General features: G+C 26.7%; 25 protein-coding genes, 1 tRNA gene and 1 rRNA gene. 24 read left to right on the forward strand and 3 right to left on the reverse strand.

The features are described 5' to 3' along the window. Positions 1–14: 14 nt before the first annotated feature. From EI91_RS03725 to EI91_RS01565, 3 genes are all read right to left on the reverse strand, one after another. On the reverse strand, positions 15–1,610 hold the full coding sequence (locus EI91_RS03725; RefSeq protein WP_084177986.1) for a YitT family protein: 1,596 nt from the start codon (positions 1,608–1,610) through the stop codon (positions 15–17). A gap of 167 nt (positions 1,611–1,777) precedes the next feature. Beyond that, complete coding sequence (locus EI91_RS01560) at positions 1,778–3,055, reverse strand: amidohydrolase (RefSeq protein WP_036452273.1); 1,278 nt, start codon at positions 3,053–3,055, stop codon at positions 1,778–1,780. Between the two features lie 59 nt (positions 3,056–3,114). After that, positions 3,115–3,190 (reverse strand) — tRNA-Lys (locus EI91_RS01565). Between the two features lie 86 nt (positions 3,191–3,276). On the opposite strand from EI91_RS01565, the gene gltX reads away from it, so the two are divergent. The 24 genes from gltX (at position 3,277) to rplS (ending at position 26,293) form a co-directional block, all read left to right on the forward strand. Beyond that, entirely contained in the window at positions 3,277–4,695 is a 1,419-nt protein-coding gene (gene gltX / locus EI91_RS01570) for a glutamate--tRNA ligase (RefSeq protein ID WP_036452276.1), read from the forward strand. After that, a complete protein-coding gene (locus tag EI91_RS01575) occupies positions 4,685–5,083 on the forward strand; it encodes a hypothetical protein (protein WP_036452279.1) in 399 nt (132 codons plus the stop codon). The genes gltX and EI91_RS01575 overlap by 11 nt, the downstream gene beginning before the upstream one ends. Positions 5,084–5,144: 61 nt before the next feature. Beyond that, the gene (locus tag EI91_RS01580) at positions 5,145–6,143 is read left to right on the forward strand and encodes a hypothetical protein (protein WP_036452282.1); all 999 of its coding nucleotides are present in this window, start codon (positions 5,145–5,147) and stop codon (positions 6,141–6,143) included. 81 nt (positions 6,144–6,224) lie between these two features. Continuing rightward, positions 6,225–6,530: a 4'-phosphopantetheinyl transferase superfamily protein gene (locus tag EI91_RS01585; RefSeq protein WP_036452286.1), complete on the forward strand. Its 306-nt coding sequence runs from the start codon at positions 6,225–6,227 to the stop codon at positions 6,528–6,530. Between the two features lie 10 nt (positions 6,531–6,540). Further along, positions 6,541–7,305, forward strand: coding sequence for a lysophospholipid acyltransferase family protein (locus tag EI91_RS01590; RefSeq protein WP_036452289.1), 765 nt, complete (start codon positions 6,541–6,543; stop codon positions 7,303–7,305). Continuing rightward, a complete protein-coding gene (locus EI91_RS01595; protein WP_051789163.1) occupies positions 7,298–8,095 on the forward strand; it encodes a segregation/condensation protein A in 798 nt (265 codons plus the stop codon). Before EI91_RS01590 ends, EI91_RS01595 begins: the two co-directional genes overlap by 8 nt. Next, complete coding sequence (gene scpB / locus EI91_RS01600) at positions 8,085–8,654, forward strand: SMC-Scp complex subunit ScpB (protein ID WP_036452292.1); 570 nt, start codon at positions 8,085–8,087, stop codon at positions 8,652–8,654. The genes EI91_RS01595 and scpB overlap by 11 nt, the downstream gene beginning before the upstream one ends. Positions 8,655–8,691: 37 nt before the next feature. Continuing rightward, complete coding sequence (locus tag EI91_RS01605; protein ID WP_036452295.1) at positions 8,692–9,534, forward strand: pseudouridine synthase; 843 nt, start codon at positions 8,692–8,694, stop codon at positions 9,532–9,534. An 8-nt stretch (positions 9,535–9,542) separates the two neighbouring features. Further along, a complete protein-coding gene (locus EI91_RS01610; RefSeq protein WP_036452297.1) occupies positions 9,543–9,845 on the forward strand; it encodes an Asp-tRNA(Asn)/Glu-tRNA(Gln) amidotransferase subunit GatC in 303 nt (100 codons plus the stop codon). Next, positions 9,845–11,185: an amidase family protein gene (locus EI91_RS01615; RefSeq protein WP_036452299.1), complete on the forward strand. Its 1,341-nt coding sequence runs from the start codon at positions 9,845–9,847 to the stop codon at positions 11,183–11,185. The genes EI91_RS01610 and EI91_RS01615 overlap by 1 nt, the downstream gene beginning before the upstream one ends. Then, positions 11,178–12,599 (forward strand): Asp-tRNA(Asn)/Glu-tRNA(Gln) amidotransferase subunit GatB, encoded by a 1,422-nt coding sequence (gene gatB / locus EI91_RS01620; protein ID WP_036452300.1) that lies wholly within the window; start codon positions 11,178–11,180, stop codon positions 12,597–12,599. Before EI91_RS01615 ends, gatB begins: the two co-directional genes overlap by 8 nt. 88 nt (positions 12,600–12,687) lie before the next feature. Next, complete coding sequence (locus EI91_RS03660) at positions 12,688–14,361, forward strand: site-specific DNA-methyltransferase (RefSeq protein WP_036452303.1); 1,674 nt, start codon at positions 12,688–12,690, stop codon at positions 14,359–14,361. A 2-nt stretch (positions 14,362–14,363) separates the two neighbouring features. Next, positions 14,364–16,640 (forward strand): DEAD/DEAH box helicase, encoded by a 2,277-nt coding sequence (locus tag EI91_RS01630; RefSeq protein WP_036452306.1) that lies wholly within the window; start codon positions 14,364–14,366, stop codon positions 16,638–16,640. Positions 16,641–16,930: 290 nt separating this feature from the next. After that, complete coding sequence (locus EI91_RS01635) at positions 16,931–18,517, forward strand: hypothetical protein (protein WP_036452309.1); 1,587 nt, start codon at positions 16,931–16,933, stop codon at positions 18,515–18,517. Positions 18,518–18,662: 145 nt separating this feature from the next. Continuing rightward, positions 18,663–19,712, forward strand: coding sequence for a hypothetical protein (locus EI91_RS01640; RefSeq protein WP_036452312.1), 1,050 nt, complete (start codon positions 18,663–18,665; stop codon positions 19,710–19,712). Between the two features lie 22 nt (positions 19,713–19,734). Further along, entirely contained in the window at positions 19,735–20,340 is a 606-nt protein-coding gene (locus EI91_RS01645; RefSeq protein WP_036452315.1) for a hypothetical protein, read from the forward strand. Positions 20,341–20,471: 131 nt separating this feature from the next. Further along, positions 20,472–20,720, forward strand: a complete 249-nt coding sequence (locus tag EI91_RS03665) for a hypothetical protein (protein WP_156954227.1) — start codon at positions 20,472–20,474, stop codon at positions 20,718–20,720. A 68-nt stretch (positions 20,721–20,788) separates the two neighbouring features. Further along, positions 20,789–20,894 (forward strand): 5S ribosomal RNA (rrf, locus tag EI91_RS01655). A gap of 127 nt (positions 20,895–21,021) precedes the next feature. Next, positions 21,022–23,160, forward strand: coding sequence for a HinT-interacting membrane complex protein P80 (locus EI91_RS01660; RefSeq protein WP_036452319.1), 2,139 nt, complete (start codon positions 21,022–21,024; stop codon positions 23,158–23,160). Next, on the forward strand, positions 23,160–24,455 hold the full coding sequence (locus tag EI91_RS01665; protein WP_036452322.1) for a HinT-interacting membrane complex lipoprotein P60: 1,296 nt from the start codon (positions 23,160–23,162) through the stop codon (positions 24,453–24,455). The genes EI91_RS01660 and EI91_RS01665 overlap by 1 nt, the downstream gene beginning before the upstream one ends. 2 nt (positions 24,456–24,457) lie before the next feature. Then, a complete protein-coding gene (gene hinT, locus EI91_RS01670) occupies positions 24,458–24,772 on the forward strand; it encodes a histidine triad protein HinT (RefSeq protein WP_036452325.1) in 315 nt (104 codons plus the stop codon). A gap of 138 nt (positions 24,773–24,910) precedes the next feature. Further along, positions 24,911–25,159, forward strand: coding sequence for a 30S ribosomal protein S16 (gene rpsP, locus EI91_RS01675; RefSeq protein WP_036452327.1), 249 nt, complete (start codon positions 24,911–24,913; stop codon positions 25,157–25,159). Next, entirely contained in the window at positions 25,159–25,947 is a 789-nt protein-coding gene (gene trmD / locus EI91_RS01680; protein WP_084177987.1) for a tRNA (guanosine(37)-N1)-methyltransferase TrmD, read from the forward strand. Before rpsP ends, trmD begins: the two co-directional genes overlap by 1 nt. Further along, positions 25,937–26,293 carry a 50S ribosomal protein L19 gene (gene rplS, locus EI91_RS01685; RefSeq protein ID WP_036452329.1) on the forward strand — a complete coding sequence of 119 codons (357 nt, stop codon included), beginning with the start codon at positions 25,937–25,939 and terminating at the stop codon, positions 26,291–26,293. Before trmD ends, rplS begins: the two co-directional genes overlap by 11 nt. Positions 26,294–26,448: the final 155 nt, after the last annotated feature.

Below are 26,448 nucleotides of genomic sequence, written 5' to 3' on the forward strand. Positions count from 1 at the left end.
GAGCAATCGTGCTCTTAAAATTTATTTTCTGGTAAGTATACATAACCATCGATACTTGAAACTTCTGAAATTGAAATAAATGCATCAGGATCAATTGCATGTACTTTTTTGATAATGCGCACAACTTGTCTGAATAATGTAATTGATGTTATTACATTGACATCAGTATTTTTGTATCCACCACGTGCTTTGAAAATTGTCATTCCTGTAACAATTCTTTTATCTTCATTGATTAAGCATTTAATTTGTTCTCATTGTTCTGAGAAAATTTCAATTTTAACAAGTTTAAATTTAGGATAAAGTTTATTTAAAGTAATAATATAAATAATATTTGTAAGAATTGTTGCTACAAAATTAGGTGAAAGATAAAGTTCAAATGTTCAAGCTTTATCAATAACTTCTAATGTACGACTAAATGGTACTCAAAGTGCATTAAATTGAGTTAAGTAACCTGTACGGCTAAGAATTGTTTTTGTTGATTCTAATAATTTATCAAAATCAGAGTGGTTAAGATAAATTGAACCATCTTGAGATAATCCTTGATATTTTGTTAAATCATATGCAATTGCACTTGCAATTTGATTTGTTTCTGCACCACTATTAAAAATTTGATTAAATGTTTGAATTGATTGATTAATTGAATTATCTGAAATTACATTTCCTTTTGAAATAGTATCTGCTAAAGGTAATAAAATTTGATGCACATTATTTTCTAATCCGTTAGCTGCTGTTTTAAGACTTAAAATTTGTTCACTTTTTGCTTCCTCTAAAAGAAGTGAACCAGGTAATCAAGATCCTACAGCAACCGATATTAAAACAATTATTATGTTCATGTATCCTGAGATTGAACCAAATGATTTTTGTTTTTCATTTGCGTATCACTCTCCAATAACACCGGTAACTCCTGCTGTACCACCAATAATTTGAATAATTGCGAAAATTCAAGCAAGTAAGTATCCATAAACTACTGCATAAATCATTAATGCGATAATATTACCACCATCACTTCAAAGTAGAGGAATAATACCACTTAAAGCTTTTTTAAATTCAGGTAATACATTTTTAATTTCACTATTATCAAAATTACCGATTAAATAAACATGGTTAGCATTTGGAATTAATCCAATTGAAAATGAAACTAGTGAAGATATTGCTAAAAATAAAACTGTTAAATTGGTAAATAGTTTTCCAATCTTTTTGTATCCAAAAATAAAAATAGGAATACTTAAAATAATATATAAAACTCAAAAGACAAACTGATCAATTAGGTTTCTTGTAACTTCGCTAACTTGATCAGCTTTAAGTTCAGTAACTAAAATTCTAGCTGCTGCTTGTCCAAAAGCTGCTAAACCAAAATTATAAATTCCGACGTTTTTAACAAAAAATACACTTATAACACCAAAAACAATAGCTGTTACAATTGTGATTAAAATAATTTTTCACATCGGTAAATTAGTGTAAAGGGTGTGAAGCTTAAGTCCAAAATTGGACATCCTTGTTCTTTTATATACAGTATTTTTCTTTTCAATTTTTTCGGTTATAACATCATAACCTGAAAGAGAATTTTCGATATCTTCTCTTACTTTTTTACGGTTGAAAAAATTAAACATAACACCTTTCTGTTTTTAAAAATTATGAATTTTTAATTAAATATAAACATTAAAAAAATAACAAACTAGCACAAGCTAATTTCTTACTTAAATTATTATATTACTTACTCTTAAAATTCCATTTTTTTTTAAATTTATTCGCTAAATATGAAAAGTTTTTCACATTTTTAAGCTATTTTTGAAATTCTATTACTTATTTTTGTTCTCAGTTCTTTTAAATCAAAATTATTAATTTTAAATTCTCGATTTTCATAAACAATTTTACCGTTGATAATGACTGTATAAACATCATTTTTAGCAGTTGAATAAGCTAAAGAATTTACTATATTGTTAGTTGGTGTGTGATGAATATTATCTAAATCAATAAAAATTAAATCCGCTAAATATCCTTCTTTAATTTTTCCTAATTTGTTTTCTAATTGTAAAGCTTTAGCAGCATTAGTTGTGGCTAATTCTAATGTTTGATAAGCATTTAAAGCAGTTGGATTAAGAGTAGTTCCTTTTGCCAGTAATGAAGATATTTTAAGAGTTTCAAACATATCTAAAGTATTATTTGAACAGGCTCCATCGGTTCCGAGAGTTATGTTAATATTATTTTCTAGCAATTTTTGTACTGGCATAATTCCTGAAGAAATTTTTAAATTGGAAATAGGATTATGAACTAATGTTAGTTTATTTTCTTTTATAAATTCAATTTCTTCTTCATTTAAATGTACTGCATGTGCAACAATAGTTTTACTATCTAATAAATTATGTTGTTTAGCTCATAACAATGGTGTTGTTTTATTTTCTTTAAGACAATTATTTACTTCGTTATTTGATTCATTTAAATGAATTGTTAAAAGAGGATTATTTAATTTTTTACGTAATTTTGCTACTTTATTTAAGGAGTCACTAGTATTGGTATATACAGCGTGTGGAGCTAAAATAGGTGTCACAAGTTTTGAATTTTCATAATCTGAAAACATTTGAACGATCTGACTAATTCTGTCGTCAATTGTAGATGCAGCAATCCCAAAACCTAAAAAACCACGCATATTCATTTCTTCACATGCTTTTGCAACTTGATCTTCAAAGAAATACATATCTACAAAAGATGTTGTTCCAGAAGCAATCATTTCAGCTATTCCAAGTTTTGCACCTAAATAAATATCTTGTGGAGTTAACTTGTCTTCTATTGGAAAAATTTTGTTAAAAAGTCAGTCTTCTAAGTTTAAATCATCAGCAAGATTACGTAATAAAGTCATAGGAACATGCGTATGCATATTTATTAGTCCTGGCATTACTAAATTACCATTAGCGTTAATTATTTTTGTTTTTTCATTAGTTTTTGGACGTGTTTTGCCTAAATAAGTTATTAAATCGTTTTCAATTAAAATAAAGTGTTCTGTTAAAAGTTCTTTACTCTCCATAGTTAAAATTTTTGCATTTTCAATTAATATCATTTAGATACCTCCAAATTTATAAAATAAAAGCCCAAATGGGCTTGGTCAATTTCTTGAAATGGTACATCGTACAGGGTTCGAACCTGCGACCCGCTGGTTAAGAGCCAGCTGCTCTACCGACTGAGCTAACGATGCATTAAAATTATAAAACTTTTTAATATTTTTGTTAGTTAAATATATAATTAAAATAAAATTAAAAAGAATAAATTTCGAGGTTAATTATGCAAAAAATTAGAACACGTTACGCTCCAAGTCCAACAGGTTATTTACACATTGGTGGAGCTCGTACAGCTTTATTTTGTTATTTATTTGCAAAACATTTTAATGGTGATTTTATTTTTCGTTTAGAAGATACTGATGTAAAAAGAAATGTTGAAGGTGGAGAAGCTTCACAGCTTGATAACTTAGCTTGATTAGGTATTATTCCTGATGAAAGTCCATATAAACCAAACCCATCATGCGGAAAATACCGTCAAAGTGAAAAACTTGATCGTTACAAAGAAGTTGCTCAGTTACTTTTAGATAAGGGTTATGCTTACAAAGCTTATGACAATAGTGAAGAATTAGAAGCACAAAAAGCCGAAAGTGATGCAAAAGGAATTCCTAGTTTTAGATATAACAAAGATTGATTAAAAATTTCTGATGAGGAAAAAAATAGAAGAGATTTAGCAGGAGAATATTCAATTCGTTTAGCAATGCCTAAAGATGTAAAACTTGCTTGAGATGACATTGTTCGTGGACCGATTGAATTCAATTCTAGTGATTTAGCTGATTGAGTAATTTTTAAATCTGACGGTTATCCAACATATAACTTTGCTGTCGTTATAGATGATTATGATATGCAAATTACACATATTTTACGTGGTGAAGAACATATTGGTAATACACCTAAACAACTTGCTATTTATAATTATTTAAATTGATCAGCTCCTAAATTTGGACATTTAACAATCATTACAAACATGGAAGGTAAAAAATTATCTAAACGTGATTCTTCTTTAAAACAATTTATTGAAGACTATAAAAATGAAGGTTACATGCCAGAAGGTATTTTTAACTTTTTAGCTCTACTTGGTTGAACATCAGAAGATGCTTCAGAAATGTTAACTAAAGAGCAACTAATTGAAAAATTTGATCCTGTTCGTTTAAGTAAAAGTCCATCTAAATTTGATATTGTTAAAATGAATTGATTTTCTAAACAATACTTAAAAAACAAGTCAAATGAAGAATTAATTACAGCTATGCAATTAAGTGAAAATGATTTTACACCAGAATGATTAGATTTATTTGTCGATACCTTCAAGCAAAGTGCGGTTACAATAACAGAATTAAAATCACATTTAGCAGAATATCAAAATTTATCTTTTGCAAAGCAAGATTTTGATGAGAAAGATTTACTTACTGTGCAAACATTTTCTAAGTTTCTAAAAGAAATAATTTCTAATAATGAATTCACAATTGAAAATATTCAAAATACAATTAATTTAGTTCAAAAGGAATTAAATGTTAAAGGTAAAAATTTATTTATGCCAATTAGATTAGCAACAACATGTGTTGCGCATGGACCAGAATTAGCGAAAGCAATTTATCTTTTTGGTGTAGATACAATTACAAAACGTTTGGAGAGTTATGAAAATTAATTTTAAGTCAATTATTAGACAAAATGAACAAGAACAAACAATTCAATTTGATTCGCCAGTAACTATTACAGATGAAAATGGTTTTAAAGTTTTTAGCTTTACAGAACCAAGCCTAGAAGTTGAAAACCGTATTGAAATTTCAGATAAAGAAATTAATATTTATGCTGGAAGTTCAACAGTTCACCTTAAGAAAGATGAAAAAACTGAATTTAATTTAGATTTAACTTTAGATGATGGTAAAGAATATAGTTTTACTTTAGTTTCGAATTGATATAAATCGAATTTTCAAGATCCTAACTTTTATTCTTTTGAATATAGTTTAGCAAAAAGTTTTGAAGACGAAGATCTTATTGGAAGCTATCACATTGAATTAACAATAACTGAATAAATTGTTAAAAAGCTAGAAATTATTTCTAGTTTTTTAATAAAAATTCATAAGGATATTAAAAATGAATAAAAAAAGTAAATTAGAAAAATTTAGAGAAATTAATTGAAAAACCAATAGTGAAGGTAAATTTGTAAAACCTCGAGACAAAGAAGAATTAACCTCATGAAAGAAACAGACACATACTAAAAAGTTTTTTGAAGACAAAAAAGAACTTTTTTGATATTTATACAAGCGTTATTATATTCAAGGTGTTTATATTTCATTTTTTAGTTTTATTTTATTAACTGTTTTTGCATTAGTTACAGATTTTTATTTGCCTTTATTAGAAATTAGAATAACACTTATTTTAATTTCTAGTGTGTTTTTAGTAATTGGAATAATCAAAATTTTTAAATATTACCATTACAATTTTAATAGTTATGATTTTTTAAGAAAAATTTATATCCCAAGTCCGGATGATGATTTTTTTAATGAATGAATTCCTCGAAATTCAATTCATCAAGAAAATTTAGATTTATATAAATGATTAAATTCTAATTATGAAAAAAATATAAATATTTTAATAGAAAAAATAGAGAAAAATTTCAAAAAGACAGTTAAATTCAATAAAAATATTACTATTATATTTTTTATAATTTTTTCGATTTTTTATGCTTTATCTTTAGTTTTGATTTTAAACGCAATTTATTTTATAGGTAGTGGTCTTTTAGATGAGAAAAATCCTTATTTATTTTTTTACGGTCATAAATTAGATTATGATGATTTTCTTTCTATTTTTTCAGTTACAGGTATTCTTTATTTATTTTTTGCAAGCTTTTTAAAAGTTTCTAAAGTTCTTGCACGCTTTCCGATTAAAAAGAAGTTAAGTTTTGACTTAAAAATTACAGTAAGACCAAATGCGATAACTTTTGCTAGATTAAAAGCTAATTTTTTAAACGATCCTAGTGAGAACAATTTAATTTTTCTATTAAAATATAATAGTTTGCAAACAGTAAAAGAACAAATTGATAAAAGAATAACAGAATGTGAATTAGATAATCAATATTTAATTTCAAAATAAATGAAAGTAGCACTAAGCTACTTTTTCTCTTTTTGTAAATATTACAAGTAAAAAATAAATATTTAATATAATTAAAATATTATGAAACATGTTGGTGTTGATTTAACAACAATTTCTCGCTTCGAAAATATTCCAAATGGGTTTGAAAAGCGTTTTTTATCAAAGTGAGAATTAGAACAATTTTATTTATTACAGCCCAGTAAGAAAGCTTTGTTCTTAGCTCGTTCATGAGCTATTAAAGAAGCAATTTTTAAAGCTAATAATCAATACCATACTTTTACAAATATAGAATTAAGAAAAAAAGATCACCGCTGAACTTTTAAGAATTTTGAAATTTCGATTAGTCATGAAAAAGACTTATTGATTGCTTTTGTGGTGGAAAAATAATGGAGAAAATATGAAAAAATTTGCTGTTAATCCAAATTTAAAAAAAGTTGTGTTTATTTTTGCTTGATTACATCGTTTTAGAAAAATTTGATCTTTATCACGTAAATACAAGAAAAATCCTGATCAAGCTTTACTTGCTGATCGTCATGAATACATGCTTAAAGTATCAAAAAAATTACTTAAACTTTACAATGTTGATTTAGAAATAGTTGGTTTTGATAATTTACCAAATAATGGTGGTATTTTATTAACACCAAATCACAAGTCAAATATGGATCCGTTTTGTTTAATTGCTGCACTTCAAAAGCAAACAGAAGCTTATGGTGATACTCACAAAATTCCTAATTTCGTGGCAAAAGAAGAATTAAACAAAAAATTTATTGTGCGTCATGGAATGAGAATTTTAGATACATTTACAATTGACCGTAGTAAACCTAGAGAAGCTCTTAGAAGTGTCATAGAATTTGGTGCCTTTGTTAAAGAACAAAAAACATACGGTGTTATTTTCCCGGAAGGAACTAGAGTTTCAGGAGAAGAATTAGGTGAATTTAAAGCAGGTGCATTCGTTACTGCTCAAAAAAATTATTTATCAATTATTCCGGTTGCTATTTCCAATTCAGAGCAAGCATTTAATTCAAAACGTAAAGGTAGATTAACTGTTACAGTATCATTTTTAAAACCAATTAAAGCTAGCACATTGCTTAATCAAGAACCAAAAGGTGTGGCTGAAAAAGTTAGAAAAATGATTGCTGAGGAATTAAAGCAATATGCCTAGTAAAAATAATAAATATTTTAAAAAGAATGATTCATCAGATGAGTTTATTTCAGATGAATATACTTTTAAAATTAATGATTTTGACGGTCCTTTAGATTTATTACTTACCTTAATCAAAGATAAGAAAATTAGCATTATGGAGGTGAATTTATTAGATATTGCGAATCAATATTTAAATATTATCCATACTTTAAAGGAAAATCAAGTTGATGTAGCTGGTGAATATTTAGTTATGGCTGCTACTTTGATTGATTTAAAAGCGAAAATGTTACTCCAAGAACCTGGTGAAGAGGTTAGTCAAGAAGTTGAAGAGCAAAAGCAAGTCTTGCTGAGACAACTTATTGAGTATCAACAATTCAAAGAAGTTAAGGAGGTTCTTCGTAAATTTGAAAACGAGCGTCAAAATATTTATATCAAAACACCATCAAGTATTGATGAATTTATTTTAGATACTGATGATGCTAAGCTTGATGGTCATTCTAATCCTTTAAAATTAATTTCAGTTCTTCGTAAAATGTTTGAAAGACGCTATGCTCAACATTTGCGTGAAACTAAAATTGATAATTTTAATCTAACTCCTGCAGATCAATTTGAGCACATTAAAGATTTACTTAGTCAAAAAGAAAAATTAAATTTTGAAGAAGTCTTTACTTTACCATCTTTAAAACATTTTGTTGTGACACTTATAGCTGTTTTAGATTTAGCTCGTCAGCAAGTTTTAAAAATAGTGCAAGATGAACAGTTTGATAAAATTATCTTAATTAGAGGAGAACAATTCGATGAAAAATAAAATTTTAGAAGCCTTATTATATATTCAAGGCGATGAAGGTTTAACTCTTGAACAAGTTAAAGAAATTTTTAATCTTAATACTAATGCAGAAGCTAAAAAAGTAATGAATGATTTTCACAAGAGTTTTAATGATTCTGACAGAGGATTAAAAGTAGTCGCTTTTAATGATGTTTACAAATTGGCTACTAGAGAGAGTGTCAAAGAATACATTCAAAAAATGGTTTCTGTTACTAAAAAACAACGTTTGTCAAACGCTGCTATTGAAGTTGCTGGAATTATTGCTTATAAACAACCGATTACTCGTGGACAAATTGCGACAATTAGAGGGACTGCAAGCGATCAAGTGATTAACACATTACTTGTTAAAGGAGTTATTGAAGAAGTAGGTGTTTCACCAACTCCAGGACATCCAGTATCATACGGTGTAACTAACAAGTTTTATGATTATTTTCGCATTACCACAATGCGTGACTTACCTTCTTTAAACGATTTTAATTATATTGAAGGTGTAGAAAATGAAAATAATGACTTTGATTTATTCAGTAGTCAAAGAGAATAATCCTACTTTGTAGGTTTATTTTTTATAAAGGAAAATTATGTTTGAATTAATAACAACAAAAAATGATGCTGGTCGTACGCTTTTTAAATTACTAATTAAATATTTAAATAATGTACCATTAAGCAAAATAGAAAAAATATTTCGAAAAAAAGATATTAAAGTAAACGGAAAACGTTTAAATCAGAAAGATTATTTAGTAGCAGAAGGTGATCACATTGTCATTTATGGTGTAGATCAACCACAGCAAAAAGAACAAATCAAATATCAAAAAACAAATTTAGATATTTTATACGAAGATGATCAAGTTTTAGTTTTAAATAAACTAAATAAGGTTGAAGTACACGGAAGTGAAAATTGCTTAGACTTTCAAGTTTTAGCATACTTAAATTATAAGCAAGTAGACAGTTTTAAACCATCGCATGTAGGTAGATTAGATAAAGACACAAGTGGTATTATTGTTTACGGTAAAACTTATAAGGCTTTAGTTTTACTTAATGAAGCAAATGATAAATTTACTAAAAAATATCAATTTTTAAGTGATTTTAATGAAGCGAAACGAGAAGTAAAACTTTATATGTTTAAAGATTATTCTACAGGCAAAATGAAAGCTTCACGCACAGAAGTTCCAAACAGTAAAGAAGCTAAAACAATTTTAACTTTTGACGGTAAAAGAAGAATTGCTGAAATTCTAACAGGACGTAAACACCAAATTCGTGTTGCGTTACAAAATATCGGAAAACCCATTTATGGAGATAAAAAATATGGTGGTAAAAAAGCAGAGCGTTTAATGCTTCACTCATATTATTTACGTTTTGAAGGTTTGACTGGCGAACTAAAATATTTAAATAAAGTAGAATTTTATTGCTTGCCAAAATGATAGGAGAAAAAATGAAAGATATTAGTCACGAAAAATTAAAGGAAATTGTAAGTTCTTTAATGTTCGAACCAATTCCGGAAGTTATGGATAACATTTTAAATAATTGACATAAACTTGAAAAGGATTTATTAGCATTAGATAAACTTGATTTATCAAGTGTTAAACCTCTTACTCATATTAACGAAATGCCATTAGTAGATTTTTTACGTGAAGATGTTGAAGATACAACATGAAGCATTTCAAAAGAACAAATTTTAGCAAATGCAAAACAAAAAGATGATGATTATATCATTTTAACTAAGGTGGTTAAATAATGGAACGTACTTTTAAAAATCCTGGTAATTTTGCTAAAGCACAGCAAGAATTAAAAAATGATCAAAATAATGCTGTTGCATTAGTTTTTGAAACACCTATGAGACATCAAAACGGAATTTTAAATGATGTTGTTTTAACAATTAAAGATGTATTTGCAACCGAAGACTCAGTCACAAGAGCAAGCTCTAAAATTTTAGAGAACTTTCAACCTAGTTACAATGCTACTTGTGTGCAAAAATTACTTGATCAAGGTTCTCTTGCTGTTGGGAAAGTTAATAATGATGAACTTGCTCTTGGTGGAACAGGAACACACAGTGCATTTGGTTTAATTACTAATCCAAAATCTAATAAATATTATGTTGGTGGTAGTTCTTCAGGTTCAGTTGCTACTTTTACTAAAAATGTAGGAATTGCACTCGGAAGTGATACTGGTGATTCGGTTCGTTTACCTGCTAGTTACAACGGTACAATAGGATTTAAACCATCTTATGGTGCCATTTCTCGTTATGGTATGTTTGCCTATTCTTCTAGCTTAGATACAGTTGCTTATTTTACACATAATATTAATGATTTAATTCTAACTTCACAAGCTTTATACGGAAAAGATTTTAAAGATATGACAAGTGTAGAAGTTAATATTAAAAATATCGAGAAAACAAAACCACACACAGTTTTAGCGTTAGATTTCAATGAGTTTGTGGAACCATATGTTGCAAAAAGTTTTGAGAAATTAATTGAAAAATTACGTCAAAATAACATTGAAGTTAAACTGCTAAAACCTAATTTAGATATTCTTAGAGCAATTAAGCCTGTTTATCAAATTGTTAGTTTTTCTGAAGCATCTTCAAATCTTGCTAACCTTAATGGTGTTGCTTTTGGAATGCGTCAAGATGCAGAGACGTGAACTGATATTATGATTAAAACGCGTAGTACACAATTTGGAAAGATGGTTCAAGAGCGTTTAAGTCTTGGAAGTTACTTCCTTTACTCTGAAAATCAAAAAGAGTTGCTTGAAAAAGCACAAAAAGCACGTCGTGTTATTAAAGATTATTTTACAGAACTTCATAATAGTGCAGATTTAGTTATTTATCCTACTTTTGGTGGAGTTGCTCCTAAGTTTGGTGCTGAAAAAAGTTATGATGTTATGGACTACATTTTAACAGGAAGCAATCTTGCTGGTAACCCATCTTTAACAATTCCACTTGGTAAAAAATACATTGAAGAAGATGAAGTTACATTACCGTATAGCGTTACACTTGATTGCGGAATTTATCAAGATGCCAAATTACTTGGATATGCTGAGTATTTTGAAGAAATTTTAGGAGGTGAAAATGAATAATTTTGAAACAGTTATTGGGATTGAAATTCACCTTGAATTAAAAACAAATACTAAAATGTTTTCGCCGGCAAGAATTGATTTTAATGCAGAACCAAATACTTGTGCACACCAAATCGATTTAGCTTACCCAGGTACATTACCACTTGTTAACAAACAAGCTGTTAAATATGGTGTTGCACTTGCAAAAGCATTAAATATGACAATTGATGATGAATTACATTTTGATCGGAAAAATTATTTCTATCCTGACTTACCAAAGGGATATCAAATTACTCAGTTTTATCGTCCAATTGGTTCAAATGGTGAAATTGAAATTAAAACAAGTAATGGAATTAAAAAAATTCAAATTGAAAGAATTCATCTTGAAGAAGATACTGCAAGACAACATCATCAAGATGACGGAACAAAATTAGACTATAACCGTGCTGGAATTCCTTTAATCGAAATTGTTACTTATCCTGTTATTCGTTCAGCAGAAGAAGCTGCTGCTTACGTTGATGCAATCAAAAAAACAGCTTTATGTTTAGAAATTTCGGAAGCAAAATTAGAACAAGGTAGCTTGCGTGCCGACATTAATATTTCAATTCGTCCATATGGTACAAAAGAATTTGGAACTAAAGTGGAAATTAAAAATATGAATTCACTTTCAAATATTAAAAAAGCAATTGAATACGAAATTAAATTACAAACTGAAAAATTATTAACTGGTGAGCAAATCTTACAACAAACTAAGCGTTTTGACGATCAAAATAATATTAATATTGTAATGCGTACTAAAACTGGAACAACAGATTACAAATATTTCGCTGATCCAAACATTCCTTTTATTAAACTTTCTAAAGAATTTATCGATTCAGTAAAATTAAAAGAATTACCAAATCAAAAAGAGCAACGTTATCTAGATAGTAAAATTCAACCAATTTATGTTCAATCTCTTATTGATGATTTAGACTTAGCAAAGTTTTTTGATGCAATTGATTATTTAGATAAAGATAAACTTGCTAAAGTATTTTTTGCTGAAGTAGTTTCGCTTGCAAACGCAAAAGGAGTTCCTGCCTATCAATTAGGAATTCAGCCTATTTATATTAAACAATCTTTGGAATTACTTGAATCAGAAGTTATTTCAGGTAAATCACTTAAAAAATTAATTCCGCTTTTAGTTAATTTTGAGGGTGATATAGCTCTTTTACTTGATAAACACAATTTAAAACAAATTACTGATGTTAATTTAATTACTAACATGGTTAATGAAATTATTTCAAACAATGAAGCATTAGTTAGCGAATATCCTAATCGTCCAGAAAGAGTTGTTAAGTTTATTTTAGGTGCTGTTATGAAACAAACAGGTGGTCAAGTTAACCCACAAGTTTCCAATGAAATTACTGAAAAAGCACTTAGAGAAAAATTTGCTTAAATTTTGACACTTTTAAATCATCATTAATGTGATGATTTTTAATTTTTCCCATTTTAATAAGATAAAATTAAAGGTAAAGGAACGTAGTATGGAAAATAAGACAAATATTAACAAACTTAAAATTAAAAAGTTTTTAGAAGATTTAAAAAACTCAGAGAGTTTAAGTGTTGAACAACTGCAAACTATTAATGAAATTGAAAGATTCATCAATGCAAAGAAATTTGGCTTAGTTTATGAAAATTATTTTGAAAGAGTTGAAGAATTAGCTCAAAATAATTTTTTAGCTTTAGAAGGCCAACAAGAAAAAACAATTGCAGCAAATAAAGATAAACCAATTAATTATTTAATTGAAGGAGATAATTTTTTAGCATTAAAACTATTGCAAAAAACGCATAAAAATCGTGTAGATGTAATTTATATTGATCCTCCATATAACACAGGGAATAAAGATTTTGTGTACAACGATAGTTTCGTCGGAATTGATGATGCTTTTCGACATTCAAAATGACTTTCATTCATGGAAAAACGTTTAAACCTTGCTAAAAATTTGTTAAAAGAAGATGGTGTAATTTTTATTTCAATTGATGATAATGAGCAAGCACATTTAAAATTACTATGTGATGAAATATTTGGTGAAAGAAATCACATTCAAACATTTTTATGAAATAAAAATTCAGGTGGCTCTTCGCTTTCTAAATTTACTCGTTCAGATTATGAATATATCCACTGCTATGCAAAAAATATATCGGCAATTAAATATGAATTTGTGTCAAAACTTAGTGTCGAAACCATAGATGCTTCATTGTTTAATAATCCAAATAAATATGCACCTTTATTTTTTGATGCAAATATTATTAATTTTAAAAATATTAAACAAGGTGTAATTAAACCATTTAAAGCAGATAACTTCGAATTACTAGATGAAATTATTATTGAAAATAGTAAAAATAAAAACTCAGCAACAATTTGATCTAAATGAAAATGATCTCAAGAAAAACTTGAAAATGAAATTAAATTAGGTACTAGAATAATTTCGAAAACTCAAAACCTAAGACTTCGTTATGAAAAAACTCCTCAAGGTAATACTATTAAACCTACAAAATCAATTACGAAAGAAAATAATGTTGGTTATACAGTAACTGGTTCTTCTGAATTACAAAAATATATAGGCAAAAATGATTTTAGTTTTCCAAAACCAACTTCATTAATTCAATATTTAATTAATATGGTAACTTATAATAAAAAAGACTTTACTGTATTAGACTTTTTCGCAGGAAGTGGAACCACAGGTCATGCTGTGCAACTTTTAAATCAACAAGACAGTGGTAATCGTCAATATATTCTTTGCACAAATAATGAAAATAATATTGCGGAGGATGTGACTTATAAAAGATTAAGTAAAATTCAAAATGAATTACCTCATAATTTAAAATATTTAAAAGTTAAATTTTACAACAAAGAATCTGTGGCAGAAAGTGATGAGTTATATACTCAGTTTACCGAAAGTTTTAGTCAATTAATTGAACTAGAAAACAATTTAACAGTTAATAGAGCAAATAATGAAATTATATTTTTAAACACTGAAGAAGATTTTTTCAAAATATCAATTACTGACTTACTCAAAGCTAAAATCATTTACAAAGATAATGTTTTTCACTGACAAGATTATTATCCTGAAATAACCAATGAGCAAATGTTTGAAATTAACTCAAAAACACATTATTTACCAAATTATTACTATGATTCGGAGATGAAAGAATAAATATGATTAAATTAAAACAATTTCAAAAAGAAGCAATTGATTTTTTACTTCGTGAAACGAATAATAATGTAGTTGAAACAATTATTTTAAAAAGTTGTACAGGTAGCGGAAAAACTATTATAGCTCAAAGCTATATTCAAGAATTAATCAGTTTAACTCAAAAACAAAATTATGTTTTTCTTTGATTAACACCAGGTAAAGGTGAACTTGAAATGCAATCTAAACTAAAAATGGAAAAGCATTTTAATCAGTTAGATACAGGTTTACTTAATGATGTATTAACTCAAGGTTTTCGAGAAAACTATACTTATTTTGTCAACTGAGAATTAATTACAAACAAAAAGAATAAATCAATAACTGAAAGTGAACGAAAAAACTGATATGACCGTGTTTATGAAGCTCATCAAAATCATTTAAAGTTCATTGTAATAGTTGATGAAGAGCACAGTTATAAAACAGCAAAGACTTCAGAAATTTTAGAAAAATTACATCCGTATAAAGAAATTAGAATTTCAGCTACTACAAGCGTTAAAAAAGCTAGCAAAAATATTGTTTTTTATCAAATTGATGACAAACAAGTTATTGATGAAGGTTTAATTGCGAAGAAAATCTTAATGAATAAAGATATTGAAACAAAATTGATTAATGACAAAGATATTTATTTAAAAGAAGCTGAAATTTTAATTGATCTTGCAATTGATAAACAAAAGCAAATGTATTTGGAGTTTCAAAAAGAAGGTTTAAATGTTAACCCATTAGTTCTTATTCAAATTCCAAATATGAATCAAGAGCTATTAAATTTTGTGCTTGAACTATTAAATAAAAAAGATTTTAATTATGATAATGGAACTGTTGCTCGCTGAACATCAGATGATAAAATCAACGCTGATGAAGGACTAGTTAAAAACAATTCGCCAATTACTTTTTTGATTTTTAAACAAGCAATAGCAACAGGGTGAGATTGTCCAAGAGCAAAAATTTTAGTTAAACTGAGAACAAATATGACTGAACAATTTGAAATTCAAACTGTGGGTCGAATTCGAAGAACAATTAATCAAAAACACTATGATAATGATGTTATTGATAATTGTTATATTTATACTTTTGATGAAAAATTACGTTCAGAAATGCTGCAAATAGCTGCTGAGCCTGTAGTTGAAAAGATTGTTAACTTAAAAAGTGAGTTTGAATCATTTGCACTCACAAAACAAGTTCGTAATCACGAATACGAAAAAATAATGTTTAATCAAAAACATTATAAGGAAGTAAAAAATGCTTTTAAAGATTTTCTTAAATCTAAATATAATTTGACAAATAATTATGCAAAAAATCGTGAGATACTTGAAAATAAAGGTTTTACTTTTAATGAAAGAGTTTTGAATGATTTAATGTCTGGAGACATTTATACATCAGATGGAAGCATTTCTGATTTAGTTTATATTCCGGTAGAATATACTTTTAGCAACGCGACTAACAATGGTGATTATTTAAATGCAATTAGATATATTGGAAGTAGATTTGAATTTGATGATAAAAATATACAAGAATTACTTGAACATATATTCTTTTACCGTCCTAAAATTTCCAATAACGCAATTATAAAATTAGGCAACCTTAATTTTAGAAACTTCAAAGTCTTTATTATGAATAATTACAAGTTGATAGGGCTTGATGCAGAAGAATTCCGTCGTAGCACCCAGTACGTAGTTAAACAAAAAATTAAAGTTGCGAAACCTTTTAGCAACCAAAGTTGAAAAATTTTAAAAAATGACTTAATTGTTTTTAATCATAAAAATTATAATGAAAATAATTTTGTTGAAAAAAGCGTTTACGAAAAGTTTCCAAGAATGGCTGCAGATTGAGATCTTCGTAAATCAAAAAGCGAAAGAAGATTTGAAGAATTTTGTATAAATTCAGATTTTGTTAAATATTTTTATAAAAATCATGATAAAGGAGTAAATTACTTTAGCATTGGTTATTTAGACACCTTAGGTAAAAACCATTTATTTTATCCTGATTATATTTTGATTGATAAAAACAATAAAATATGAATTATTGAGACAAAAGGTGGTGAAACTCAAGAAGGAATTAATAAGCAAATAGATAAAGATGTATCTTTAAAATTTAATGCTCTAAAAAAATATGCAGCAGAATTTAATTTAAATTTTGGTTTTGTTAGAGACAAAGAAATCTCTAATTCTTTATTATTTAATAACACTGAATATGAAGAAAATTTAAATTCTAATAATTGAATAGATATTAAAAAAATCTTTGATTAAAATAATACTAACTATGACATTTTAAGTTTGTCATAGTTTTTTATTTAATCAGCTAGTATTAGGAAAAAATAAGTTAAAAATTAATTTATTTTTTAATTATATTTATAGAAAATTACTAAATGTTATAAAAGTAAATAGAATTATTTTTTCAATTTATTCTAATTAAACATATTATATTCATGAAAGAAAAATTCAAAAATTAAAATATTAATTGAAAAAAACAAACACTTTTTTTAAAAATTTTTAATTTTACTTATAATACTTTCGTAAAAAATGAAAGGAGAATTTAAATGAGAAAATTCATAGATGCAATTAATTTGTTGGGTTCTTTTAGCGCGAGCATAGATCCCGGACAAAATGTAGCTATAAAAATTGATTTAGATAAAGAAATTGAATATAAATTGCAAACAACTATTGGTTTTAATTCAAACAATTTAAAAATCAATAATATTGAAAAAGTATCAGAAAAATTAGCTGATCAGTCTTATTTAAGGGAAATTGATAATGAACTAAAAAACAATATTTCTCAAGATAAGTTAATAAAAAAGGTTTTAACTGATACTGAGTTTTTTGAAAAATCAGTTAATTCAGATGTTGATACCAGAACAAAAGAAAAAATTATCACAAATAGTAGTGAATACGTGAGTGCAATTCGCTCAAGTGACACTAAAAAAATTAATGATATTAAAACAGAAATAAAAAGAGTAGGAACTTTTAATGATAAAAATGAAGAAAGTGATAAATTTATTAGTGCTCTTGATGATTTAAAAAATGTTTCTGCTTCATCTAATCAAATTGAAGCTGAAAAAAATATAAAAATTAGAAAAAGAAGATATTTAATAGATACTTCTGATATTATGTGTGACAATGATCCTGGAGTTTACGCATGAGGAAATACATATCACACAACAACACCAGGGTGCTCAGCTCATGAACAACCTAATTATAAGCAACAAGAAGAAATAAAACAAAGTATTTTACAAGTTTTTGATAAAGATTTTCAAGAAACTTGAAAGAACCAAAAAGAACAAATTCAAAATCAGAGAAGTAAAATAAATAACATTTTTAATGCTTTAAAAAAATACAATGATCATTTATATGGATTAAATGTCGCTTCTGCTGTAATACTTTCTATTATTTGAGCTACTTCTGCAGCGTTGTTCATAATGGCTTTTTGAACATTTGGTTCAACATTAGCGGACGCAACTGTTTTAGCAATTCAAGGTTCTATAGCTACCGTTTTTTTAAAAAAATCTTGAGATTCATATTATGAATATTATGACACTCAAAAAATGATTGAAACTTTACAAAATTCATTAGATAATTCTGAGATTATTCAAGTTTTTGATATTCATGATTTTAAAGCTGACAAAATAAAAGTTATTAATAAAATTATTGCTAATAAAAACGATTTTTGAAACACAGCTTCAATAATTTATACTTCCGTTGATAACGCAAGTAAATTAGGTGCTATAAAAAAACTATTTGAAAAAACTGTAGATTATTCCATTCGAAAAATACTTGAATTCTCTTTAAATAAAATATCTGCTAAAATGAGTGCTAAATTTGGTTCAAAATTCTTAAGTGTAGTTGGTTGAGATATTTCTCAAGCTGTATCTAAAATGAAAAATATTAATAATATTTTCAACGGATTAAAGAAATTAATAAGTTGACCTCAAATTATTGCTTTTCCAGTCAGAACCGTTCAAGAATTAGGAAAACAATGAAGCGGTTTTGCTTTAAAAATGAAAGCTAATTTAGCTATTGGAGTAGCTTCTAAAATCATTTCTATTATTGATACTGTTGTATCTGTAACTAGTTTATTTGTTTTGAATAGCCTAGAAAAAGATATCGTAAAAGCAATTGAAGGAATTTAAAAATATAAAAAAGATTTTTTATTAAATCTAATTTAATGATTACAAAAAAAACAATAGAAGAAATTGATAAATTTTTATTTAAAAAAGATAAAATAAAAAGCGTTCAAAAAAGAAAGAATAATTTTTTATTCAAATTAGGAGAAAAATGACAGAACACAACACAGATTATTTAAAAACTGTTGAAGAAATTAGATGAAAACGTAAAGATGGACTTTACGTTAAACCTCAATCAGCAGAAGAATTAAAAGAATGATACAAAGAAACAAAAAGCAAAAAGTTTTTTGATAATGCTAATGATTTATTTTGAAATCAATATAAAAAGTACTTTATAGTAAGTAGATTTTTAATTTTAATTGGTATTTTTCTTTTCCTTTTCTCAATTATAGGAATTGATTTATTTTTTGGTTTTTGATATGTCAGAATACCAGTTGGATTAGTAGGTCTTTGTTTACTTGCAGCAGGAACTTTAAATTTATTTAAATTCAGAAAATACGGAATGAACCGTTTTGAATGATATAAAACAGCATTTAGTTATGGTAAAGAAGCTGTTTCACCAAAAATGGAAAAACAAATTAAAAGAGATAATGATAGCTTTCAAAAAATTATGAATTTAGTTAAAGAAGATGAAAACAAATTACTTATGATAAAAAATCATTTACTTTCTATTTATTTAACTAAATTTGAAAAAATTATGAAATCAGAAAATACAGCGGTATTTTGAAAAAGTGCACTTTTTTCTATTAAAACAATAATTGTACCTATTTTGATTACTTGAATAATTGATACAAGATTTACAGATAGTAATTCACTGATTTCTTGATATGGATTTTCAACAGAAAATACACTACCAATTGCTATTACTTTATTTGTTATTGCAGTTTTAATAAATATATTTTTACTTCGTTTTCACGATATGTTTTTCCTTTTTAATGTTCCTCTTTTTAGAACTACACATTTAGAACAATTAGGTTTCAACTTAAATTCAGCAATTTTATTTAGAGCTATATCAACATATGAAAACGAACCTAATTTAACTAATTTAGAAATTTTGTTAACTTTTAGTGAAACAAAAAAAGAAATTTATAAATTTTTATTTAATGAAGAATTAAATGAAATGGGTGAACTTTTAAATACATACGCAAAATTTCAAAATAAAAAAACAAATAAATCAGATACAGAAGAAAATAAAAAATAAATATTAAGCTTAAATTTACTAAATGACAGAACACAGCTCAGATTACTTAAAAACTGCTGAAGAAATTAGATGAAAACGTAAAGATGGACTTTACGTTAAACCTCAATCAGCAGCAGAATTAAAAGAATGATACAAAGAAACAAAAAGCAAAAAGTTTTTTGATAATGCTAATGATTTATTTTGAAATCAATATAAAAAGTACTTTATCTATGGTAGAGTAATATTGGTTTTAGGAATTATGCTAATGCTTTACTCGATTTTTGCACAAGATGAAGTGTTTCAATTTTGGTATCTTAGAATAATTTTCTGTTTTATAGGACTAATTATTTTAGCTTTTGGAATTGTCAAATTGTATTTTTGTAAAAAATATGGAATAAACCGTTTTGAATGATATAAAACAGCTTTTGCAAATTTTCCTAAAGCATCAAAGATAAATCAAAAAAAATTAAATGATAAATTATATGATGATGAACAAGTTCAACAAATCTTAAATTTTGCTCAAGCTAATAATAACTTAGAGGCTATAGCTAAGAATTTAATTTATAAATATGAGTTAAGATTTAAAAACAATTGAAAGAAGCAAATTTTTGAATTATTTTATTTGCTTTTGTCTTTGCATATCAACTAATTGCTCTTTCGCACATTTTACCTTATATTTTTATGTTTTCAGAATCAAGATTTCATTACAGTTCATTTTGATTTGGTTTTAAAATTTCATCGCTTATTTTTTATGCATTCTTATTAATTTTTTTATCCTTAATGAATTTTGTTCTTATTCACTTTAAATTTATAAGAATAATTTTTAGATTACCAATCAATAGAAAACTTTCTACATTCCAAGGGAATGCTAATAATTTTGAAACAATAACTATTAAATATCTTTCAAATTATTTAAATGATATTAGTTTAGAAAGTTTACAAAAGTTATTAGAAGTAAAATGAATTAAAAATGATGTTTTTAATTTTATTACAAATGAAATTAAAAAATCAGAATCATTAAAAAACTAAGATGATTTAAAAAAATAAAAAAAATTTAAAAAAATAGTTGACGTTATTAAAAAACGTGGTATCATATTATCAGTGGTTATAGCAAAGAGGTTCACCTGATCCCATTCCGAACTCAGTAGTTAAGCTCTTTAGTGCCGACAATAGCCGAAAGGTGAAGATAGGGCGCCGCTGTTTTTTTATGCCTTTTTTTATTTTAAAAACAGCTAAAAGATAAAGAGTAATTTTACTGTAATTTGCTATAATTTTTTTAAAATATATATATTTTAAAAGAAATTTTTTTCTTATTCAGAAATGGAGTTTTATGGCCAAAAACAAAAAATCATTTTTTGAACGTCTTGCCGAAGTAAACGATCAATACGATAATAAAACAAATAAAAAAACAACTAGCAAGAAAAAAAGAAATAATACAGCTATTGCTATTGCTGTACTTTTAACTGCAGGTGTAACAACAGCTATCGCTGTTCCGCTTGCATTAAATGTTTCTAAGGTAAATTACACTGAAGCTGAAAAAGCTGATGCTAATTTATTTAGTTTTAACTTACCAAATGGCGAATCTAAAGAGTACCAATTAGGTAATTTTGAAAAGACTTTAAAAGAAAATAAATCAGTAAACCAAGAACAACTAGACAAAATTTACCGCGAAGCAGTTTTTTACTGATATGCACAAGAACAAAAAGCATCGAAAGATTTTCAATTTAGATATAACGCAAGTTTACAAGCTGGTGATTCACGTGTAAGCAATATTGAACTAAAAAGCTTGGATGAAATTCGCAAGCAACAAAAAAACAAGCTTAGCGATGCAAAATTAAATTTACAAAAAACATATGGTTTTGAAAATTGACATCAAAAATTTAATGAACTATTGCTAAGTGAAGAATATGGAAAAAGCAAAACAGAAGATGAAGCTGTAGAATTTGCAACTTTCAAAGTTGTTGAACATGAAGCAACTAGAAGATTTAGAATAAAAGTTCAATATCAAAGCGTTAATATGTTAAAAAATGCTGATAAAGAATTGAAACAAATTAACGAGGGCGGTGTGGCAGAAGTTTCTGATAATGGGAACGCACTTGTAAAAATATCTGCTGGACAACCTATTTTTCCATTTTTAAGAAATATTTCTAGTGAAACAAATCTTTTTAATTCAGATTTTCAAGGTATGTATTATTATAATTTACCTTACAGCAATCAAATTGTGACAATTAGTACAGAATCATTTATTCCTGAACACATGTCATTTGCACCTTTAGTAAAAGATTATTTAGCAAAAAATAATTTAGGAATTTCTACTAACTTAGTTTTACCTGGTAAATTTACTAATGCTCTTGAACCTAAAATGGAACTTGATCAAGAAGCTCGTAGTAAATTAGCTAACTGATTTAAATACGCAGTAATTCAAAAAGATAACAAATATTTAACAGAATCAATTTTTAAAATCGCTCTTGATAAACAAGGAGTATTGCAAAATACAAATAGTGATTTTTGAACAAATAGCGTTTCAAATAATCAATTAATAGCGCGTTACAACTTGTTTAATGATTTTTTAAGTACAGCTAAAAACGAAACAAAAGTCACAGAATATAATGATTTTTTTGTAAACAATATTAACCAAGGAATTGCTTTATTATCAGATGAATTATTCAATTTTAATGCAAATCCTGATTCACTACCTACTGTTAGTTTAGAAAAGCTTTATCCACTTCCAAATGCAATTAAATCTTCTGTGGATGCTAAATTAGAAGTAATTAACAACCTAACAGATGTAAATCAAATTTCATCAGCTGTTACTGATTTAAATACTTACATTGAACAATATGTTTTAAATATGTCTGATAATGAATTACAAGCCTACTTATCAGATAACTTACTTAATAATTTAGTGCGAAATTTCCGTGGAGCTAATCAAAAAGTTTCATTTGCATATAAATTAAGCAACCAAAAAGGATATCTTGTAGTTGATAAAGATAAATTAGTATGAAGTAGAAGAGATAATTTAAGTGATCAAAGTATCTATGATAACTTACTAACATACTTACAAAACTTCAATAATAACGAGCAAAATGATGTTATAGCAAGTGTTAACCGTGCTTACAACAAAAACATTTTATTAGCAAGTGCTTTTGTTGATACTGATTTAATTAATTCATTAAAAAATAAAGAAGAGCTAAAAAGCTTTAATTTTGAAAACCTCAAAGCAGCAAATACTTCAATTTTACTTGGAAGTCAAAATGAAAAAACTATTAACGCTCTTGTTTTAATTGATAAATGAGTAAAAGAAACGAAAGAACTAGGTAATTCATATAATTTAACATATTCTGATGGTCAAATTTATCTTGCTAATCACAAAGATAACCAAGTTGTTGCATCAAAAGATTTAGCTTACGAAACTATTGCTAATACTTATGAAGCACAATTAAAAAATATTAACAAAGGAGCTAAATAATGAAAAAATGATTTAAATCTTTTCTTGCTCTTTCTTCAACTGTTTCTTTATCTGCGTTTGCTCTTTCATGTGGAAGAACAGAAGACTCTGTTTCAAAAATTGAGCAAGATAAATTGCTTTCAGAAAAAGATAGTGTTTCAAAATTAGCAGAAAATATTTGATTAGCTAACACATTAGCAAGTCAATATAACGTTCAGTTAGAAGGTAATTTAAATTTAGATGGTCAGTTAGAAAAATTAATCACAAATGAAGCTTTCTTTAATGATGCATATGATTCATATCTTGCTTATTTATCTAATAAAAATTTAACAGAGCCTGGATTTTTAGCAAAAAGAATCAATGATTTACTAGCTAATGGAAAAATCGTTGACGGAGATATTTTCAATTCTTTTGTACAATCGCCAGCTCAAAATAATTTAACTAAAGAACAATTTACAAGTTTATTTAATAATTCTTTTTCAGAAGTAGCTAACGAAACTAATAAGATTTTATTAACATACAAATATTTTTTAATTAATGCAAGTGATGATTTATTAAAACTAAATGGAGATTTATATAATCAAAATAAAAATAAATTTGATAATAAATATTTTAATTTAGTTAATTATGCTTTAAATAAAGAATTAATGCAAGCTTGAAATTATTCATCTAATGATTCAAATGCTATTTTTACTGAAATTTTTAAATCTATTGATTCAGTAGACGCTTTTAATGATTTTATTAAAAACAAAAGTGTTGGAACAGATAAGTTAGCTTCTAATTTATGAATTAACAAGTCAGCTCCATACCAATTACAAATGGGTGGATATGACGGTGTTATTAAAGCTTCTTCAAAAGGTGTTAATTTTAATTTTACTTATGATACACTAAGTAAAATTAATGACTATCAATCATTAGTTGGTTTTTACGATTATCAAAACCAAAAAATTATTCCTGTTTTAAACCAAAATGATAAATGAGTTTTACAAAGCCCAATTTCTGTTGCTCAAAGTCAAACTAATATTGGAGTTACATATTTAAATATTTTTGCTCCAATTGCTAAAGAAGAATCAGTAGTGACAGGTAAAAATGAAGACGGCAGCGATCGTAGAGAAACTGTTAGTTTATTAACTTTTGATGGAACTCCATATCAAGATAATTTAATCAAAACAGTTGCATTGCTTTATGCTAGTGATGCAACACTTTATCAAAATGCACAAAATGCATTCGTAAAATTAGGGTATACATTCACACTTAAAAATATTAGTGTGATTAATGAAATTTTAAAAGGCTTAAAATTCGTTAAAAGTGAGTAATTATGACAATTTTTACAAAAATTATTAATCGTGAAATTCCAGCAAATATTTTGTATGAGGATGACAAAATCATTGCTTTTTATGACATTAATCCTAAACAACCAGGACACTTTTTAGTAGTTCCAAAACGTGAAGCAGCTAACTTACTTGAAAATACTGATGAAGAAATTGCTTATGCTTTTGTAAAAGCAAAAGAACTAGCAAAAGAAGAAATGCTACGTCAAGAAGCTAGTTCTTTCAAAATTGTAGTTAATACAGGAGCTAGTGCTGGGCAAGTTGTATTTCATACTCATATTCACGTTATTCCATACAAATAATTAGCTAATATTTAAAAAGTTGACAAATAATTTTGTCAGCTTTTTATTTAAAAATAAATCTTGTTTTTTGTGCTGATATGCTATAATTTAAACACAAATAAGGTGTCAAGCACTTTCGCTTGACAGTAAGGAGGACAAATGGTTAAAATTAGATTAAAAAGAATGGGAAGCAAATTCAGACCAGTATACAAAATTGTTGCTGCTGATGCTAGAGCACCTCGTGATGGAAAATTTATTGAAGCTTTAGGACACTACAATCCTGCTACAAAAGAACTTGTTTTAAATAAAGAACAAACTGCAAAATGATTAAAAGAAGGTGCACAACCTACAGTTACTGTTGCTAACCTTTTTAGAGCTAACAAATTAACAGAAGAACTTAAAAAATAATGAAAATTAACTTTCTAACCTTATTCCCAAATTACTATGATGCTTTTATTAATGAAAGTATTATAGATAAAGCTAGAAAAAAAGGCTTAATTGATTTTGAAGTTATTGACTTTAGACAATTTAGCAAAGATAAACACCACAAAGTAGATGACGAAATTTACGGTGGTGGTCACGGTTTACTACTGCAAGTTGAACCAATTGATGATGCATTAGCTTCATTAAAAAGTGGTGGAGGATTAAAAATTTTAGTTTCACCACAAGGTAAGAAATTTAATCAAGCTATGGCTAATGAGTTAGCAAAAGAATCTGAAATTACTTTTATTTCAGGTAGATACGAAGGCTTTGATGAAAGAGTTACTTCACTTGTAGATATGGAATTATCAATCGGTGATTATGTTTTAACAGGTGGTGAATTACCATCTATGGTTATGGCAGATAGCATAATTAGATTACTCCCTGGAGTAATTAAGGAAGAATCACATCAATTTGATTCATTCCAAGGAATAGGTTTACTAGATTATCCACAGTATACAAGACCAAGAGATTATAAAGGAATGCAAGTTCCAGAAGTTTTATTTGGTGGCAATCACAAGGATATTTTAGAATGAAAAACTAAGGAAAAGTTTTTAGTTACAGCAAGAAAAAGACCGGATATTTTAGAGCAATTACTTAATGAAGGTGCTGACTTAAAACCATACTTAAAATTAATTTCTAAACACGATTTAGAGCAATTAAATTTGAAGACAGAAACCTTAGTTAGATTGAAAGGAATTAAAAATGAGAAATAATTTATTAGAGTTAGTTGAAAAATCACAATTACGTTCAGATTTACCTGAATTTCAAACAGGTGATAACGTTAGAGTTCACGTACGTATTCGTGAAGGTGAAAAAGAACGTATTCAAATTTTTGAAGGTTTAGTAATTTCTAAAAAAGAATCAGGAACAAGAGAATCATTTACAGTTAGAAAAATTTCATACGGAATTGGAGTTGAAAGAACATTTGCTCTTCACTCTCCACTTATCGCACACATCGATGTTGTTCGTTCAAACAAAGTTCGTAGAAAAAGATTATTCTACATGAGAGACCGTAAAGGTAAAAGTGCTCGTCTTAAAGAAATCAAAAGAAACAAATAATTCCATTTTCCTTATTAAAAAACAAAAAGCTGAAATTAAAATATTTCAGTTTTTTTATTTAATACTTAAAAAAATTTTATTAAAATAAATTTTTTTCTTTATAATAATTATGACAAAGAAAGCTTACAAATATACTAGTGAATAAAACAATTCTA

It is taken from the genome of Mycoplasma buteonis (assembly GCF_000733865.1).
GTDB classification, from domain to species: Bacteria; Bacillota_I; Bacilli_A; order Mycoplasmatales; family Metamycoplasmataceae; genus Mycoplasmopsis; species Mycoplasmopsis buteonis.